The organism is Azonexus hydrophilus (genome assembly GCF_038368255.1).
In the GTDB taxonomy this organism is placed as follows: Bacteria; Pseudomonadota; Gammaproteobacteria; order Burkholderiales; family Rhodocyclaceae; genus Azonexus; species Azonexus hydrophilus.
This window is the reverse complement of the sequence record NZ_CP151407.1, coordinates 59369-77142: the sequence shown is the minus strand read 5'-3', so window position 1 is coordinate 77142 and position 17774 is coordinate 59369. Positions and strand designations below refer to the sequence as shown.

Genomic DNA, 17774 nt, shown 5'->3' with positions numbered 1-17774 from the left:
GAGATGGCCCCATTTATTTGGAGTCGTTATGGATCTGTTTGAAATTGAATTGGCCTTGCCCTCGCTTGATGTTCTGGTGGGACAGGCCAAGTCGGCAATCGCCGACCTGATGAAGAAAGAACATCCGGTTGTCGTGGCTTGGAGTTCGGGCAAGGACAGCAGTGTTACGCTGGCCTTGGTGCTTGAAGTGGCGCGGGAGTTTCGTGCAATGGGACGCAGTGCAAAGGTGGTCGTTACGACTTCCGATACGCTCGTTGAATCGCCGGAAATCGCTCGCCACATCAAGGTGGAGATGAGGAAAATTCAACGCTATGCGAAGAAGCATCAGCTTGACGTTGAGTGCCATATCGCCAAACCGAACCTCATGGCCACCTGGCAGATGAAAGTCTTGTCTGGCCGGGGGTTGCCATCGTATGCGGGGAACAACTCAGATTGCAGCATGGATTTGAAGATAACCCCGCAGCGGGCGTTGCGAAAGCGGCTGTTCGCTCGATTCAAAGAGCAGGGCTTGCCAGACCCGGTAACCTGTTTGGGGACGCGCTTTTTAGTGCCATCTACGGTATTTATAAACTAACGTCCTTTTGTAACACAATCTGAAAGTGTTACACTGGATCGGGGCTATTGCCTTGTTCTATATCCAAATCCAGTAGTGCTGTTCAGGAGTGCTTTTCATGGGGCCGTGGAATACCGACCAGATCAACCAAGCCAGGCGCGTGCGTTTCTCGAAGGTGCTGGACTTCATTGGCGCGTACCACAAGGTTGATCGTGAATATGAACCCCTCGATCCTGGCCGGAAAAGCATTCGAGTCCAAGTCGGCTACCAGGGCCTCGATTTTCGCTTCATATTGACCGGTGAGAAGTTTGTCAACGAGCTGCTGCCGGATGGCACCCCAAACCGTGGCGGCGGAGGTGCTGTTGATTTCGTTCGCCACATCACTGGCCTCGGGTTTGTGCAGGCTGTGAAAGTTTGCCTCGATGCCTCTGAGGATGGCACGGGAGGGGCAGTCTGATGGATTCCGTTCCACAGGTTCTCCCTTCGTCTTTGGTTCAGGTTGTCCGTGTCTCGATCAATCTCGGCGACTTGCCCTATTTCGATGGACAGTCCGAGATCGCCATGAAAAACGAAGTGGCCGAGATTCGTGACATCCATTTTCACCGCGATCATGTGGTGGAAGGCTTTCCCCTCTTGTTTTGCCCAGCCAGAATTATCGATGGCCTTGAGATGAACTTGTTCATGGAGCATCGCTATCGTGGCAAGTTTTTGCCCCCGAAGAAGGGCGGCAAGCGCAACGTTCGAGGCGGCGTCACTGTTGATACGCTCGGTGGTATTGCAAACTCATTGCGTGGCTTCCTCGCTTGGCTGGCCGAGACCAATACGGACTGGCGTGAAGTCTATGCCGTCGCCGATAGCGAAAAGGCAAAGGAATGGCTTCCCCCTTACCGGTATCGAAAGGTGTTGATCGAGCGGGTGAAGCGGGAGGACATCTCGCGGGACACGGCCAATTTGTACCTCAGCCATATCCGGCAGTTTTACGAGTGGGCATTGAAGACACGCCGGATTGAGCGCATCCCATTCACCTACTCTCGTATTGCGATCAAGAAGCCCCGGAAGGATGGGGATTTCGATCTTCTGTTCAGCACGTTCCAGGATGAAAAGGCGCTAATGATCCAGACCAGCGACCTGACGATTCCGAAGAAGTACAAGTCGAAAAACGACGCCCTCGGGGAAGCCCTGACGCCATACACCGCTGCGGAACTTCGGGTGTTCTTCGATAGCAAATACATGCAGCTTGAGAACAGGAAGCTCTGGGGTGAGCTTGGCTTGGCCTGTGGGCTACGCGCTATGGAGGTAGCTGGTTTCCCTGAAGATATCGTGGTCGATCCCGTCTTGACTGACAAGACAGTATTCGAGGCGACCATCCTTGGGAAATTCAACAAGGAACGAAAAATCCTGATCCCTCGTTTTTTGATGAAATCCCTCTGGGAGTTCAAAAATTCACCGGAACGACTGAGGCGGGCTGCCAAGTGGGATTTGCTCAAGGGGTCAGGAAAGCGCCGCCCACTATTCCTCAACCGTTCGGGCGGTGGTATCAAGAGCAAATCAATTACCAATGCGGCATCCAAGGTTGTCGAAGAACAACTCATGGTTGGCCAGTCGTTTGAGCGAGGCTTTCACGATCTTCGGGCGACATTTGCCACGAGCCTTGCCCGCTTCATGCTGGAGAAGCATTTGCCGCTCGGATTCATTCAGTACAAGCTCATGGCGTTGATGGGGCACGAGAACTTCTCATCCACCCTGAAATACATCAACTTTGCCCGCTCAGTCACTTTTGAAAGCCAGATGGAGGACTGGGTGAATCGCATTTTCAGCGACCTGAATCCAACACTGTCTGCCGAAGCCAAGACGCATGCGCAGGGAGTGTCAGCATGAAGGTTGAAAATCTGGACACCAGCCATCGTGGCAAGCATGGCGGCACGATCAACCTTCAACGCGTCGTTGATATTTCCCCTCGTTTTGCAAGCGATGTGGCACGAGCCATTGAAACATACCGGGCTGATCCGGATCGGTGGCAAGTGAAGCCCGCCACGGTAAGAACCTTCCTGTCACGATTCTTGCCAGCGTTGCCGGAGGTGGCAGCGGCATTGGAGCCGGAACACCTTTCAGCATTGGCTCGGGACGGGTTGGCGGCGCTGAGTATAGAAGCGGTGTGGGCAGACCTTGAAGGCAAGTCACTGACCCTGCCTGGCCCGAAACCCCAGCGGGGGAATTCAACTGCCCGCACCTTCAATTTCTTGTATTCCATTCACAAGAATGAACCTGGGTTGCTCCCGCCAAGCATTCTGAGATTGCGCTTTGGCACCTCCGACGTGGGTGACCTATATCGGGTTTCGCCTTCCTTCCTGCTGTATTTCAAGCAGTTGATTCTGTCCTTGGACGCCAAGGAAGAATTGCCGTCGACCGCGATGGCGGTGAAGCATCATTCCTACGCAATTCTCGCACTCTTGGTCAGAAATGTAGCCGCTGTGGCTGCGCTAAAGGCTCATGGGTTGGATGCCTTCGAAAAGGAATCAGCCTTGCTCGACAAGGTTATGGAGGAAGTCAGAACTTGGCAGTCGCCTACCGCCTTGGAGGCTGTGCTGGAACAGCATGACCCCGTGCGGTGGGGTCGAAAATTGGTTTTGGTGCATGGGCATACTGCTGATCTGACGGAGACCTACAATCTCTCACCAACGCTGTTCGGCGACCTGAAACGATTCGGTAATTTGCTCTCAGCAACCCCCTTGAAGGGGCGCAAGCCTCAATCCTTCAAGGATAAGCTGACAGCGGTTCAGCGGGCCATCCACGATTGCTACCCATATCTTTCTGATCAGGATGCGGTTGCTCTAAAGAAACAAGGTGTTTGTGTCTTCATCGCCAACGACCTGCGATTGCTTCGATGGCTGAGTGGAGAAACCCGCGTCGAGGCGCGAACCTTCACCTCTATCAAGGATTTGATTGAGCAACTGTTCCTAGAAGTTCCAAGATGGACGGAAATTTCCCTTCCCTATCGATTGACGTTCGATAACGAGTTTTCTGCTCGCCCTACCTACTGCGATTACGGCCCAATTCGTGAGATTTCGGTCAAACTCTACGACGACATGGCCGCTTTCCTGTATGAACAAAAGCAATCAATTGACCAGAAGTCGTACAACAGCACAACCGTCTATCATCAGTTCACGCAATTCAAGGCGGTGATGATGCTTGCCAAGGAATCACTCTCTGCCGAGCATCTTGTGCTGCTGGCAACTCACGGGATGAAGGCTTTTGATCTGCCCGGCCATAAGTTGCAAAAGGCATTGTGGCTATTCCTGCAAAACACCGCAAAGACAGGTGTGCTGACGACATCCACGGCCTATACCTACAAATCCAGCGTCACATGGTTCCTGGATAAGTTTGGTTTCCATGTCGTTGAAGCTTTCCCGATCACGCAGACCAAGACGGCAAAGCATCTCAAAAGGTTGAACACCGACGACTACTACAGTGCCGAGCAATGCCGGGAGATTGCCTATCACATCGAGTGCGGCCTGCTGGATGCTGAGACTCCGGATGATTTCAAAGCTGTTTTGCTGCTGGGGCGAATCCTTCTGAAAACCGGTTGGAACCTTGCTCCTACGCTTGGTATTGAGTGTGACGACATCGTGCGAGCGCCTTCGGCTCTCAACCCCAACGGTACGGTGACCGTAGTGTTGCAAAAAGCACGCGCAGGATATCGGACTGATGGGTACACGTTTTCCGATCCAGAAACGAATGCCGCTGCCATGAAGAGCGCTGTCGCCGATCTAATGATGGTTCGAGACACCCTGACAACCTCGTTACGGGAGTCTCTGCCCTTGGACAATCCGTTCCGGACTTACGTTTTCCTTGTGGACAGGGAAGGTCTTGGCGTTGAAAGGCTTGGAGCCAATGCCGCCAAGACGCTGACCTATTACCTTGAGCGCCGGGGAAGCTCGCTTACCTTTGACACCAAGAAGATTCGTAAAGGCGGCGTGAATCATCTGTATCGGGAAGTCCAGAAGGATTTGCAAGCCTACGAGGCGGCTGCTAAACACAATTTTGAGACCTTCGAATCCCACTACTACAGGATCGATGAGAATCAGTCGCGCTACACGCTTGGCAAGGCGGTGGACGTAATGGGCAAATATTTCACCGGCAAGGAGATTGCCAAGGAAATTGTCATCATTACAGAACCATCCCTGGACATGCAGCACACCCCGGTTGGGGAATGCGCCTCCAGTGGCAATGAAGCAGAGATTGATCGCTACAACAAGGATCACAAGAAATTGCACGCCGAAAAAGGAGTCGCGTCACGGGTCTGCGCGGATTTCCTGAGTTGCGTCTGGTGCAAATACTTCCGGCTTGTCGCTGATCCTGAGCATGCCTGGAAGCTACTCAGTTACAGGGAATACCTGTTGAGCAGCATGGAGTCCTCCACCCTGGAGGGTGATGAAACCGACGACCAGCAGTTCCATATCGAAATTCTTCGAAACCGTGTTTCGGAAATGCTTGAGCGCCTGAGCAAGATTTCACCGGGAGTGACCGAGCAAGGTGAGGAGCTGCTTAGGAATCGCGGAATGCACCCGGACTGGTCGTTTGCTCTTGCAGATGCACCGATGCAATAGGCAGCAATAGTATGCTATTGGCACCTTGCAAAATAAACGCAATGCGTTTATACTTAACCCATATTGCAAGGAGTTCCAATGCTCAACGTCAAAGACTATCCGGGTTGTATTTCGGTCGAAACCATGCGTGCCCATTTCGAGGGCATGATCAAGGGAACGCCTGCCTTTGCTGCCAACACCCCGCTGGGTGCGATTACGATCAATGACAGCTTCAGTCATTACGCAGACCCTGATACCGATACGATGTGGCTCGGGTTTGCAATGGGCATGCGCTGCGCAGAGCGTGTCGAAAAGGCAAAGGCGGCTCAGTCGTGATTCAGATGGTTCGCTACTACCGCATTTCTGCTGGGCGCAATGCCGGGATCGTGGTGGCCTTTGGTGATTGGCCGGAGCGAATCCTGAAACATCGTGGATGGACGCCGGAGCGTTGCGTCTGCTATCGGGTCGCCACCGAGAAAGAGCACGAATGGCTGGCATCTTGCCTGCGCTTCCAGGCGTTCCTATATCCGACCGTTGAAGGGCTGTTGGCCGATGAAGCGCAAATCATCGAGCCGGACGTTTTGAGCCGCATTGCTGCGGCCTTGCATTAAGGATTCCCATGGACGCTAAACATACCTCCGTCGAAGTTATCCAGCGTGAAGTTGGCCGCTGGAATACCGACATTGCTCTTGGCTGGGAAACCGGATTGCAGGGCAAGAAACGGATTGGAAATCGACTTTATGAGCGCCATCCTCCGGATCATTTTCTTGAACCGCAAAATCATGCTCGCTATACGGACTGGTTGCGCGGCTACGAGAAGGCAACCCAATACCGTCGATTCGAACTTCGGCGCGAGGTTCACTACGTCGGCGAGAACGAAAGCGGCCCGGTGAAGGGCGTCTACCAAGGCTGGGGAATCAAAAGGGGTTCCATTGTGAGTCGCTTGATCGACAAGCACGGCTGTTACGGCGATGTGTATTTCTACTACTTCGAGGGCACGAAGATCGTTCGTACCGTCAAGTGCGGTATTTGAAGAGGCGAACATGCAAATTGAGATTAACGACGTTCAAGGTAAAGCGCTGAGTTACCTGATAGCAAAAGCAATATGGCCCGAGAAGGAGTTCCCCGCCTGGTGGTTCATTGACAGGCCTGATGGCTGCTATCTGCCTTCCTTGGACGAAGACACCGGAAACCCTGTCGATGGTTTTTATCCGCAAAGCGATTGGGGTTTGTCCGGGCCGTTCTTGTCGAAGCACGATATTTTCCCGTTCAAATGCTCAGGTAATGACTACGGGGCGCACCTACCAGAGTATGTAGAGCATGCTGGAAAGCGGGTCAGATTTGAGACCTTTGGCCCATCCCCCTTGGTGGCAGCATGGCGATGCTTCGTGGCCTCGCGGCTTGGTCAATATTCCGGGTGCTGCATCATGGTTGACGTGCCAGACGAATTTTCGGAGGAATCTTGATCATGGGCGTTCGCGCAGGACAAGGATTCGGGGCAAAAAAGCCGAAACGGCAAATGTGTCCATGCTGCGAGAAGCGTGGAGTTAGTCAATGGAAAGCTACGGCTTCCGGGCGGATGCGCTACTGCCAGTATTGCCAAATGTCGTGGGGTGAGGCGGGCTGGGAGCTTGCCTTGGGCCAACAGCCCAGTACAACCAAGGAGCAATGAATTGAGCCTCGAACTCGTATCCCTGACCGGTGCCGATGATCTTGTTTCGCCGGAAACCTTGGCGGCGCTCTCTGGACGATATCCGCTCGCTGAGTGGGCAATTCTTGTGTTTCCGGAGAAGGAAGGCACCCCTCGCAACCCTTCTCGCCAGTGGCGGGAAAAGTTCCTTTCCCTTGACTTGCCTCATACGGCGGCGCATTTGTGCGGCACACAGATTTTTCGTGAGCTTCTGGCTCCGGACACCGCCCAGGCAAGAATTGACGAACTGTCGCGCTACAGCCGTATCCAGTTGAACATCAATGCCCGCCGCCCGGACTTTACTGAAGAAGAGGTGCTGGCAATCTATCGCAAGCTGCTTGACGCCGGTCTGCACTTGATTCTTCAGCATCACGATGGGTCGTGGCGCGTCATTCAGAAGTTCATTGCCGATGCTGCTCCGGAAAGCCTGTCCCGCATCGCCCTTCTTTACGATGCATCGAAGGGCACCGGGCAGCGGCCCGAGTTCTGGCCTCCGATGTCTACTGTCGGCTCGGTTCCGCTCTTTTGTGGTTACGCTGGTGGTTTGGGGCCGGATGTTTTGGACGAAGAGTTGCCCCGCATCCGTGAAGCTGCAACTGCATGGCGCGATCTTCCTTTCTGGATCGACATGGAGTCGGGGGTTAGGACGAATAACGAGTTCGACCTATCCAAAGCAGAGGCTGTCTTGCGTATTGCATCCCGCGATGGTCGTTCGCTGGTACGTGGCGGCATCTATTTTGCATCCAAGGTTATTCATGCCCATCGCTGGCAAGCACTGCGGGCTTCTGGCGTTACGACGGCATCTTCCTGGATTGATGAGGCCGGAGAAGGCCAGACAGCAGACTACGCGGAACTGTCTGAGCGCTGCCTGAATGAAATCGCCCAGTCCGAACGCCTCGTGCTGTTTTGCCAGCCAGGCGAAATCCTGAAGGGAGCGCTTCTTGAGGCGGGCGCGGCCCTGATGGCAGGCACGCCCGTTTTTCTCGTAGGTGAATGCGAAAGCTTGAGCCGTGTTTTTCGCAAGCATGCGCTATGGCATGAATGCGCGTCTGTTGAGGATGCTGTAGCGGCACCGGTTCGTAACCCCCTTGAGGTTTCCGTGCGTCATCGCTTGGATAGCTGTGAAGACGCCTTGCGGACATTGGCTATCTACCTTGGCGTTGGAGGCTACAACGCACCGACCGTGGATGGAGTTGTCTTTGCCGAGAAGATTCGCTGGGGTGTCGACCACGTTCTGTCGGTAGAAAAACAGCGCAAAGCCGCGATGCCTGCATCGATTTTCGTCGTCACGGGTACGCGGTACGGCTACAAGGAAGACACGACCTGGACTTTGGCCTCGTGGCCAACCAAGGAAGCAGCCGAAGCCCATGTCAGCTTTCTGGAAGCGAAATTACAGGAAGCTGCGGATCAGGTGGCTGAAGGCTGTACGACCGGCCTTGATTACCCAGACCGCGAGAAGATAGAGGAATTGATGGTCGAGCACGACAAACAGCTTGAATTGGGAACCAATGGTGCCGGGTGGTCAGTTGAAGAGGTGCCGCTCCGAGTCGATGTCAAATCCTTCGTCATTATGGAGCAATCGGCAGGATGAAGTTGCTCTTCTGCCCGCACTGCCAGGACGTGCTCAAATTGCGTTTCGAGCAGCGTACCTGCGAGTGTGGTAAATCATGGGGCCGTTACGAAGACGAAGAGCACGCCCGAATCGGCGGCGCTGCCGTTCCCTTGGGTATCGGCAATCGGAGCCTTGTGGATGCGCTGGAAAGCCGCCCAGCAGACGGGAAGGGAACAACTTTCCTCGCCTTTGTAATCCCCCTTCAGTCGCCGTCAGTAACGGATGAAGGGCACGGTGCGACGCTGAAGTTTCGCGGCTCCAAGACCCGGACGCTTGAAATGATGGAAGCCCTACTTGGAGAGGGACGATGAAAGCGCTCTCCATTTGGCAGCCGCACGCATCCTTGCTGATGTCCGGCCTGCATAAGCCCTATGAGACTCGTTCCTGGAAACCGTGGGCCAATCTGATCGGCCAGCGTATCTGGATTCACGCCGGGAAGGCGACGGACGATCTCGAAGAGATGATGGAATATCTCTGCGCCAGAGCCGATGGAGGCCCGTTCGATCCTGCGTGGGAAGCGTATCGGGAAGCCTTGAAGCAGATGGGGTTTGGTCATCTGAAGGAAATGCCTCGTGGTTGCCTGCTGGGCACGGCAGTTCTCGCAGGCTTTTTGCCAACAGAGAAACTGGCCGAACCGGGATATTTCGGCAATTTCGGGCCAGGCCGTTTCGCGTGGCATTTTGTTGAACACGATCCGCTAGCATCACCGATTCCCTTCACCGGGAAGCAAGGGTTTTTTGAGGTGCCCAGCAACATCGTTGAAAGCATCCAACCAGCATGATCAATTTTCTGCCTTGCCCCTTCTGTGGTTCAACACGTATTGGCTGTCACCATGGCCGATCCGGTCGAAAATCAGGCTACCAGTGCATGTGCCTGGATTGCAAAGTGAAGCAAAGCAGTAGCTATCACGACAGCCCGGAGGCTGCTGCCGCTGTCTGGAATGCCCGCAAACCGCTCAGTGGTTCGCAGACCCGCTGGCCTCCGGTCGCGTTTGGCGCTCACCGTTATGGCCGCTGGGGCTATATCTGGCACACGGAAGATGACGTTGCAGGCTGGATTCGCACATCCAATCAGCAGATTCCCGATCCCAACGCGCACTGGCATGGCCCGGTAGCACTGTTTGACGACATCGAGGCGCTGGCTGATGAAGTTGAACTCAAGCAAGCCTGTATCGCTGGCATGCAAGACCAGATGTCCAAGTTGGCATCTCGGTTGGAGCATTGCCAACAATGGTATGCCGCTCGTTTCGAGCGCCTTGGTGACTTGGCCAGGACGCTTCCGGAGCCGACTCAAACGCAGCTTTTCAACATCATGGCCAATGGCTCTGCGGATTGGATGGAAACACCTTCGTATATGGGCATGCTGACCATGTACGAGCGCCAGCGCGATGAATTCGAGAAGCGTGCCGACAATCTTGGTGCCATGCTGGGCCGGATGACCCATGCCACGCGCCACGCTGACGATCCCCGGATTGTCGAAGTGCGAAATGCGGCGATTACGCTGATCCGCAAGCTCGGTGCGTCAAACCCCCTCAGAGCACCATAAGGTTCCAGCAATGGCTGATAAACATCAAACCATCCCCGAAGTCGATCAGGTGCTTGCTCGACTGCGCCAGGTGGGCGACAACTCGATTACGCTCTCTCGGGATGATGTCCGATGGCTACTGGCAGAAATCGATGGTGGTCGGGAAGCCTTCGGCGCTGTCGTTCAGAAAAAGAACGGACTGGAGCAACAGGCGAAACAGATGCGGCGCACCATTGACGATTTATCGGCCTTGTTGCGGAAGAAAAATTGACGATATAGAAGGCGAGAAACAATGAAATACGCACTCCAAAAGCTTCCCAACGGCCAGACCCAGATGGTTGATGCCAGCGGTAATCCGCTCAGTGGCGCTGACGCAGATCGTCCGATCCTGCATATTCTGCCGAAGCTGTGGGTTCCCGCCGAAATCCTTGGACGCCCGAACAAGCGCTTTGATGATGGGCTGATGTGCGAGGAAATCATCCTGACGGTGACCTCCAGTCTCCCGATTGATGTGATGCCGGAAGGCGGGATCGAGATTCGGCAGCCGTATCCAAATCGGCGCTATTTCGTTGGTGGCTCGAAGTTGATCCGCAATGGCTGGATTGTGCCAATCCCTGCGGACGTAACTGAGTTCGACATCGAATTTCAGTGGCACATCGAAAGCGCCGCCATGTGGCGTGTCTATCCCAAGGATGACTGGGAGGTTCGCCATCTCATCCATATCAAGCTTCACCCCGGCAAAGGGATTACCTATTCCATGGATGGCTCCTGCTGGCCGGAGCGTGAAGGCCCGGCCATGCGTATTACCCCCGTTTCCGTGCTGGGATTCGAAGAGGAAGACCAGATTGATCGGGAGCGGCGTCAGATCATCAAGGATTGCGATCTGATCTACACGGACGGGGAACTCCAAGGCGAACTGGCGGGCTACTTCCTGGAAGAGCAGGTGGACATTACGGGCATTCCGCTGGAACACGCTTGGAGCATCGACGCCTTCCAGGAAGAGCAGCTTCATGAAGTGCGGCAAACAGCCATTCTCACCCACGACATCGAGGCGCACCGGGCCAATGGCCCTGTTGAGATGCCTGCGGAACTGTTTCTGCGGGCAATCGATCATGCGGAGAAAGTGGCGTTTGGCAAGAAAAGCAAGTTTGCCAAGACGATTGCCGGGGTGCCCGGAGGTATGGAACAGCATCCAGCCATGAAGCTTCTCTGCGACTGGTGGGAATCCGTCCGGCACGAGGGCGAACCGTTCAAGCCAGGCATGGCCATGCCCTTGGTGCGCGTCCGCGATGACGGCGATTACTGGTGGGGTGACCGTGAGGTTCCCAACTCGCCCGTCAACGGTTTCAACCCCAGCGGGCGTGATGCAGCCCGTATCGGTGACCAGATTCTCGTGCTCTTCCAAGCCAAGCAGGAGAATGCCGTTTTCGACAATGACGGCATGACGGTATTCCTGCCAAGCGGGGAGCAGTTCAGCACCATCGGGATCGACAAGGAACAATTCCTGAACGGCGAATCGGATGAGGCTTGGGCCTGCCTGAATGCGCTGGCGTCCTTCCGCGTCCGCTTCCCCTTGGCATGGGAATTCCTGAACAAGTCAGGAGGTGAATATCGGATGGCCGAACGGGCTAAAGTCGCTCAGCCCGTGGCGCTCCCGGAAGGATTCAAGCCTTGCCAGAACTGCGGCGGCATGCCTGTGATTACCGAAGACCCAACCGGCAAGTTCGGGAGCCGCTACCTTTTGACGTGTGGTGACCATGTTTCCATTGGCGACGACACGCTTGAAGGTATCCGGCAGGATTGGGAATTCGACTTCGATGCAATGGAAGATATGCTGGAAGGGACGCCCAATGACGGCGGAGGCCAGTAATTCATGCTGGTACGCGCCAAGGAAAGTGTCGTCGAGCTATTCTGCGAGCACTGCCAGACCGTAGAGCCGGTCAAGAATGGGCTTACCCCTACTGGTTTTCTGCGGAAGTTCAACGCCTTTCGGCGGCACCATGACCAGCAATGCCGGTACGTAGCCGAACGTGACGTTGCCATTGAGAAATCCATCAAGGCAACGGATAACGTGATCAAGTCCGTGTCTGGCATCGACGTAGCACCGGACATTAAGGGCACCCGTGTAGACCCCTATTACGACCGGGCAAAAGCTGTTGTGCTTGAGCATCGCCGAGCGTCCATTTCGCTGGTGCAACGACATCTTCAGATCGGCTACAACCATGCTGCGCGGCTAGTAGATGCTATGGAGGGCGACATTCTTGGAAAACCAGGGCCGCAGGGCATCCGCCCAATACTGCCTCAGAATTCCACATGCGGCGAGCATTGATAAATAAACGCATTGCGTATATACTGACGTTATATTAAACGGGAAGGAAGAGACTGATGCTTACGCTGACTGTTGCGGAAATCAAAGACCTGGCGGAATGTGCAGGGCTGGTACTGAAGGAAGACTGCTTGCCGGATGAGGATGAACTGGAAACAGAAATCACCATCATTCCGTGCCCTGAGAGTGGTGTACTGGACGATGACGGCAAGCCCACGCATTACGCCCACATTGCCTATTTCGCCGAGTATCCGGATGAAGGCAGTTATCCGTTGGGCAACGAAATTCAACCATCAGCCGAAACTATTGGCCGAATGATATTGGCCGATTTGAAGGAAGTGGTGAAGCACACACACGGGGCGGAAAACAAACTCCCTGCCTTCTCGTTCTCCACTTCATCGAATGGCCGCGACCTTAGCCAAGAAGAAGCCTTTGAAGCAGGGAAGAATGTTGCGCTGAATGCCTTGGAAAATTCTCCGCATCCGCTTGCTGTAATGGATGAACTCTGCAACTCCGAGGCGGAGACCGCTTACGCTATGGGCTGGAACTCCATCTGGGCAAGCCCGGCGAACAAGGCGCGTGCCCACACGGCACACCTCGATGGCCGCCCAGAAATTGACATGGAAGATGTCCTGAAGCAGAGGGTTGCTGATGGGCGGCCTATTTATGTGACCGGCGCACCGCAGTCTGGCGTACTGGACGCGGTTACTCGCATTGCAGAGCAGTCCGCAGCCGAAACGGGCAAACCGGCAAAGATTATCCAGTTTGTTGAGCTAGCGCCTTTCCCAGAAGGCGCTGTGACGCTGAATCCGGTTGCGGCCTTTATCGATGAACCAGATGCCTGTATGGAAATGCTGATGCGAGGCGCTGGGGTCAGTTATCTTGCCGTTGAACCTTACGATCTAGCGAAACAGAAGGGGCTGGAAGCCGCTAAGTGCAATCCGGTGAGTATCAAGACGCTTGTCGATGCCTGGTACAACGAACCCTCACTGGCCGATCTTGCGATGGCAGTCGAGCGGGCTTTCTTGCCTAAATAAACGGAGGGGCTGCATGTGTAATTTCCAACATGGAACCATTGAATGCCGGGGAGACGGCTACTGCTGGAATGCCGACTGTGACGGATTCGATCCGAACGACCACTCTTTGCCTTGCCCGGCCTGCAATACGAAAGCCTGGCTTGAGCAACAGAAGGAAGAAGCTGAAACCTGCATCTCGTTCAGCGGCATCGACTCCGGCACGGGTGTCGACATCTGGGAAAGTGCAGTACGGGTTGCCCGGCGGGAAAATCACGAAGGCGTGGAAGCGTTGCTGCGGGAGATTGGCGAGGTCAATGCCTTGTACGAGGATGAGCAGGGTGAGACGCAAACCAAGCGCTTCGTCTATCCCGGCCAAGGGATGTCCGTTCTTGCCGACTCCCTGCTAAGCCAGACGCCGGGTGCCGTGCCCATGATCTTCGACGTTGGCCCGAGCTTCAACGAGTGCATTATTGCTCCGTCTGGCTCTGGCATGTCCGGTCAGTTCGACAAGCTGGCCAAGTGATGAGCAAGCTTCCTACTCAGGCCCCAGTCCCGACGTTCTCGATGCAGCCCGTCAAATATGAAGACGGCAGTTGGGGTGTAACCGTTCAGGTGACTGGCCTAGCCAGCGAGCAACAGGCCGAGGCTGCGATGCAGCACATGCAGAAGTTGTTCTGCGGCGCCCAAATCAACGAAAACTAAGGATCAGACGTATGTTCGGAGCAGGCAGGAAAACCGCAGAACTAGAACAACGCATCAACGACTATCATGCAGCGCTCCAGCGGATTGCTCAGCACGTCGGGGTGGCTAGACATCAATTGCCGCCTGATCGCCTTGCTACAGCGATTTGTGATGGCATTGATGCCCTGGTCGGCAAGGAACCGCCGAAGGCATCCGCACCGGGCAGCGAAAGTCGCTCCATCACGGCCAATATTCGCAAGATCAGACTGAGCGGGGCCGTGGATATTGTGGTTCGACAAGGCTCTGAACCGAAGATGGAAGTCTTCTCCAACGACGCCAACGATCTTCCCAAGATTCTGACGACGGTTTCCTGTGACTGCCTGACGGTCGACAACGAACCGATGATGATCATCAACAACGGTGGAAGGGTAACGCAAATCATCTCGGGCAATGGCAACACACAAATTGCCGGTCGAGATTACTTCGAAGGTGGATCAATCCACATCGGGCGCAACTTTGGCAAGGTGATCGGCAATGGTGGCAGCATGGAACAACGCACTGGCCCGCTCGGCTTCCGTGTTGAAGTAACGTTGCCCAACGTGGCCAGTCTGCGTATCTCGGGCGCAGGGAATGTCACCTATCGGGACATCGACCAGGACGAACTGAGTCTCGATGTTTCGGGCGCGGGCACCATCGAAGTCACCGGCAAGGTCAATCGCCTGGAAGCGGATGTGTCCGGCGCTGGTGATATTGCTGCCTACCTGCTTTCTGCCACCCATGGCCGCTTGCGCGTATCAGGGGCAGGCAACATCAAGGCGACCGCTACAGAATCCGTTGTGGCCCGCGTGTCGGGCGTCGGCAAGATCAAGATCGCAGGCAATCCGCCGCAGCGCGATACCGATGTCTCCGGTATGGGCAAGATCAAGTTCGTCGATGGCAATTTCTGATTGATGAAAGTCATTTCCGAACGTATTACCCAGCCTACGCCGACCGAAGTTCGGATTGCTCGGGAACACGCTGGGCTGACCCAGGCGCAGGCTGCTGAATTGGTTTCTACGGCCAAGACGAAGCCATATCGAACTTGGTCTGGATACGAGACTACTGACACTGAAAACGTGAATGCCAGGGCGATCCCTTTGGCAACGTGGGAACTCTTCTTGTTGCTGACCAACCAGCACCCTTCCATGAAGCTGTCTTTCCGCCGTGGCGGAAAATCAGGCGCTGAATGAACGTATCAGACCTGTCCGAACTCCTAGACCGGATTGCTCGCGTTGATGGGCGGGTGAAGCTGCTCGCGCTAGATGGGCAAGCAGTCGCCAAGTTATCGTCAATGGTTGTCTGGGCTTATCGAGACCGCCGCTCCCTTCAAGCTACTGTTCGGTTTGGCGATACTGAATTCAGGCCGCAAAACATCAACAAGGCTGTTGTGATCAACTCCGGCAGCACGATGTTCGACTTCGAAATCAAGTCCATCATGCTCGCCTTACTGCACCTCGGTTTGCAAGAAGGTGGCACAACTTACAAGTGGAACTCTGTCTCCCAGCGAGTCAGAACGCTCAACCGGTTTGCCGGATATCTCATCAAGCGCGGGGTTAGATCGTTCCGTGACTTCGAGACGATGGAGCTACTGCGGCTTCGGACGTTGATGCTGGGTTTTATGCTTGCCGGTGAGGATCACGGCGGTTTGAGTGCCCAAGAATGTTCCTCCGGTTACAAGACATTCCGTGACGCCCTGAAGCATGTTGCAGACTATGGGCTGGTCATCAGAAGCGATTATCGTGACCTGTTGGACGATCTGACCCTTGGTGCTATCGACAAGCACGAGGCAGAAGCACGCCTGCGCCATCCAATCATCCCCACAGGCGTAATGAAATCCCTGATCGCAGAGGCAGACGCCTATATCAAGGAAGCCGGTGCCCAGCTTCAAGAGCTTGAAGCCCTGATGCGACTGACAAATACAGCCATCCCAGGCAGTCCAGTAAAAGAAGTCCGCACGGTCATCCCGTCGCGGCAAAGGGTAGCGCACGCCCGGCTCAGTAAATTGATCCAGCGCTACTTCAAGGATCTTCCTCGACATGTCTATATGCTGGTGCTCGCCTTTACCGGCATGCGAGACAACGAGGCTTTTGCGCTTGAGACCGGCAGCGCTGGAAAGCGGAAGGAGAACGGCGAGCAACTATTCTTCGTCAAGAGCATTCTGTCCAAAACGGATGACAACACTATCGAGCTGGACTGGGTAGCAAACGAATTGACCTATGAAGCCATTTCGCTTCTGAGTCGGATCAACGAATTGTTCTACGAGCGTGCCCGGTTCTTTCTTGAGCATCTGAGCGACCGTCTCACACCGGAACAGCACCATGAATTAGAGCTTGGCCTGTCGGATCGCCGATTGTTCGGCATCCGTATGACTGCCTCAACAACGGCATTCATTTGGACAGGCACCGGGAGCGACTACAACGTGATGCTCTCTCTCCGGAAATACCGAATCCCTGTCACCCGCGCTGACATTGCCCAGTTGGAGCGCATGGAGTGCAACTACCAATCGGTGTCGGCAAACAGTGGCAGCCGGGGCGTTCCCTACGAAGAGGGCATTTGCTTCAATCTATCGCCACATCAGTTCCGTCATACCTTTGCATGGTTCATCATCGCCAATCGCCTTGGCGATATCGATGACATCAAGTACCAGTTCAAGCACCTCAATAGGGCCATGACCCTTGTCTATGGGGAACGCGGCTACAAATCGCTGAGCGAACTGAAGGAGTGCATTGAGTTCTTCGAGACGTTCGTAAATCAAAAGTCCATCGACGACATTGTTCAATCTTCGGTTGAGGGCCAGGTGGCCGGTGGCGGCGGTGAGCGCCTGGTCAAGCTACTCAAGGGGCTGAATGGTGGCCAGGATGAAGTTGTCTATGGCGCAGAGCATCAAGCCCACTTCCATAGCGCAAAGGATGTCGTTGCCTTTGCAACTCGGCACAGCGAGTCGATTCGAGGGCTTCCCCACGGGTATTGCACCAAGGGGCCGTCCTGCAAGATCAAGAATGCGGCTGATCCCTCGCATTGTTTGTACTGCGACACCTACTTCGCCACACCAAAGCACCTTCCGTACTGGAAGACCATCAAGGCCAACTGCGAGACAAAGCTGGATCGGATCGCGGCAATGCCCGATACCGCCCAAGGTCAGTTCGCAGCCTTCAGGCAGGTTCTCGAAGACAACCTGTTTGCCGCCAACAAGATCATTGGCAGGCTATTGCCGCCGACTCAAGACAACCAGAGGGCAAGCTAATGGACACCCGCGAACAAATCGAGCAAGCCATCAAACAGATGCTGGATGCAGGGGAAAGCATCAGTATCAGCGCTGTCGCAGAGAAATGTGGCGTATCGCACTCCCTCATCTACAACCGCTACCCTGACCTCAAAGAGAAGATCAAGGAACTGAAATCCGGTCAGAAGGCGCGTCAGAAAACTGAGAGCGACGAAGCCTTGATCTCTACCCTGCTGGCCAAGAACAAGGCTCTGCAAGAGAAGGTGAAAACCGAAAACAGCGGACAGGCGGAGGAAGCGTTCAAGTCCATGCTGTCACATGTACAGCAGGTGTATTCGATGTACGACCAGTTGCTCGATGACCGTAACAAATTGGCCGAACGACTTGGGCGCGGGCAGTAACAAACCAGCAAATCACCCCATCCAAAACATCACAAAAGCCTGATTTTGACCATCCAAAGTGTTACTCACTGCAAAGCCAGTAACGGCGCGGGAGTAACACTTTTTGCCCCTCCCCTAGAGGGC

The 17774-nt window shown here is 54.8% G+C and carries 22 protein-coding genes; all 22 read left to right on the top strand.

The window, feature by feature from the left end; genetic code table 11:
* Positions 1–28 precede the first annotated feature (28 nt).
* Positions 29–574 carry a hypothetical protein gene (locus tag AADV58_RS17055; RefSeq protein WP_341744777.1) on the top strand — a complete coding sequence of 182 codons (546 nt, stop codon included), beginning with the start codon at positions 29–31 and terminating at the stop codon, positions 572–574.
* A gap of 97 nt (positions 575–671) precedes the next feature.
* Complete coding sequence (locus tag AADV58_RS17050) at positions 672–1010, top strand: hypothetical protein (protein WP_152091026.1); 339 nt, start codon at positions 672–674, stop codon at positions 1008–1010.
* Positions 1010–2431, top strand: a complete 1422-nt coding sequence (locus AADV58_RS17045; RefSeq protein ID WP_152091027.1) for a site-specific integrase — start codon at positions 1010–1012, stop codon at positions 2429–2431. The genes AADV58_RS17050 and AADV58_RS17045 overlap by 1 nt, the downstream gene beginning before the upstream one ends.
* Positions 2428–5160: a hypothetical protein gene (locus tag AADV58_RS17040; protein WP_152091028.1), complete on the top strand. Its 2733-nt coding sequence runs from the start codon at positions 2428–2430 to the stop codon at positions 5158–5160. Before AADV58_RS17045 ends, AADV58_RS17040 begins: the two co-directional genes overlap by 4 nt.
* 78 nt (positions 5161–5238) lie before the next feature.
* Positions 5239–5475: a hypothetical protein gene (locus AADV58_RS17035; RefSeq protein ID WP_152091029.1), complete on the top strand. Its 237-nt coding sequence runs from the start codon at positions 5239–5241 to the stop codon at positions 5473–5475.
* Positions 5472–5750: a hypothetical protein gene (locus AADV58_RS17030; protein ID WP_152091030.1), complete on the top strand. Its 279-nt coding sequence runs from the start codon at positions 5472–5474 to the stop codon at positions 5748–5750. Before AADV58_RS17035 ends, AADV58_RS17030 begins: the two co-directional genes overlap by 4 nt.
* An 8-nt stretch (positions 5751–5758) precedes the next feature.
* Complete coding sequence (locus AADV58_RS17025) at positions 5759–6172, top strand: hypothetical protein (protein ID WP_152091031.1); 414 nt, start codon at positions 5759–5761, stop codon at positions 6170–6172.
* 10 nt (positions 6173–6182) lie between these two features.
* Positions 6183–6605 (top strand): phage protein NinX family protein, encoded by a 423-nt coding sequence (locus AADV58_RS17020; protein ID WP_172974830.1) that lies wholly within the window; start codon positions 6183–6185, stop codon positions 6603–6605.
* 207 nt (positions 6606–6812) lie between these two features.
* Positions 6813–8420 (top strand): hypothetical protein, encoded by a 1608-nt coding sequence (locus AADV58_RS17015; protein ID WP_152091033.1) that lies wholly within the window; start codon positions 6813–6815, stop codon positions 8418–8420.
* Complete coding sequence (locus tag AADV58_RS17010; protein ID WP_152091034.1) at positions 8417–8752, top strand: hypothetical protein; 336 nt, start codon at positions 8417–8419, stop codon at positions 8750–8752. The genes AADV58_RS17015 and AADV58_RS17010 overlap by 4 nt, the downstream gene beginning before the upstream one ends.
* A complete protein-coding gene (locus AADV58_RS17005) occupies positions 8749–9222 on the top strand; it encodes a hypothetical protein (protein WP_152091035.1) in 474 nt (157 codons plus the stop codon). Before AADV58_RS17010 ends, AADV58_RS17005 begins: the two co-directional genes overlap by 4 nt.
* Positions 9219–9986 (top strand): Lar family restriction alleviation protein, encoded by a 768-nt coding sequence (locus AADV58_RS17000; protein WP_152091036.1) that lies wholly within the window; start codon positions 9219–9221, stop codon positions 9984–9986. The genes AADV58_RS17005 and AADV58_RS17000 overlap by 4 nt, the downstream gene beginning before the upstream one ends.
* Positions 9987–9996: 10 nt before the next feature.
* A complete protein-coding gene (locus AADV58_RS16995; RefSeq protein WP_152091037.1) occupies positions 9997–10236 on the top strand; it encodes a hypothetical protein in 240 nt (79 codons plus the stop codon).
* A gap of 21 nt (positions 10237–10257) precedes the next feature.
* Positions 10258–11835: a hypothetical protein gene (locus AADV58_RS16990; RefSeq protein ID WP_152091038.1), complete on the top strand. Its 1578-nt coding sequence runs from the start codon at positions 10258–10260 to the stop codon at positions 11833–11835.
* A gap of 3 nt (positions 11836–11838) precedes the next feature.
* Entirely contained in the window at positions 11839–12294 is a 456-nt protein-coding gene (locus tag AADV58_RS18680) for a DNA translocase FtsK (protein WP_152091039.1), read from the top strand.
* 56 nt (positions 12295–12350) lie between these two features.
* Positions 12351–13328: a hypothetical protein gene (locus tag AADV58_RS16980; protein WP_152091040.1), complete on the top strand. Its 978-nt coding sequence runs from the start codon at positions 12351–12353 to the stop codon at positions 13326–13328.
* 13 nt (positions 13329–13341) lie between these two features.
* Positions 13342–13830: a hypothetical protein gene (locus AADV58_RS16975; protein ID WP_197739103.1), complete on the top strand. Its 489-nt coding sequence runs from the start codon at positions 13342–13344 to the stop codon at positions 13828–13830.
* 41 nt (positions 13831–13871) lie between these two features.
* Positions 13872–14009 carry a hypothetical protein gene (locus tag AADV58_RS16970; RefSeq protein WP_341744776.1) on the top strand — a complete coding sequence of 46 codons (138 nt, stop codon included), beginning with the start codon at positions 13872–13874 and terminating at the stop codon, positions 14007–14009.
* A gap of 11 nt (positions 14010–14020) precedes the next feature.
* Positions 14021–14935, top strand: coding sequence for a GIN domain-containing protein (locus AADV58_RS16965; protein ID WP_152091042.1), 915 nt, complete (start codon positions 14021–14023; stop codon positions 14933–14935).
* A gap of 3 nt (positions 14936–14938) precedes the next feature.
* Entirely contained in the window at positions 14939–15217 is a 279-nt protein-coding gene (locus AADV58_RS16960) for a helix-turn-helix domain-containing protein (RefSeq protein WP_232058924.1), read from the top strand.
* Positions 15214–17271, top strand: coding sequence for a site-specific integrase (locus tag AADV58_RS16955; RefSeq protein ID WP_152091044.1), 2058 nt, complete (start codon positions 15214–15216; stop codon positions 17269–17271). The genes AADV58_RS16960 and AADV58_RS16955 overlap by 4 nt, the downstream gene beginning before the upstream one ends.
* Positions 17271–17651, top strand: coding sequence for a TetR/AcrR family transcriptional regulator (locus tag AADV58_RS16950; RefSeq protein WP_152091045.1), 381 nt, complete (start codon positions 17271–17273; stop codon positions 17649–17651). Before AADV58_RS16955 ends, AADV58_RS16950 begins: the two co-directional genes overlap by 1 nt.
* Positions 17652–17774: the final 123 nt, after the last annotated feature.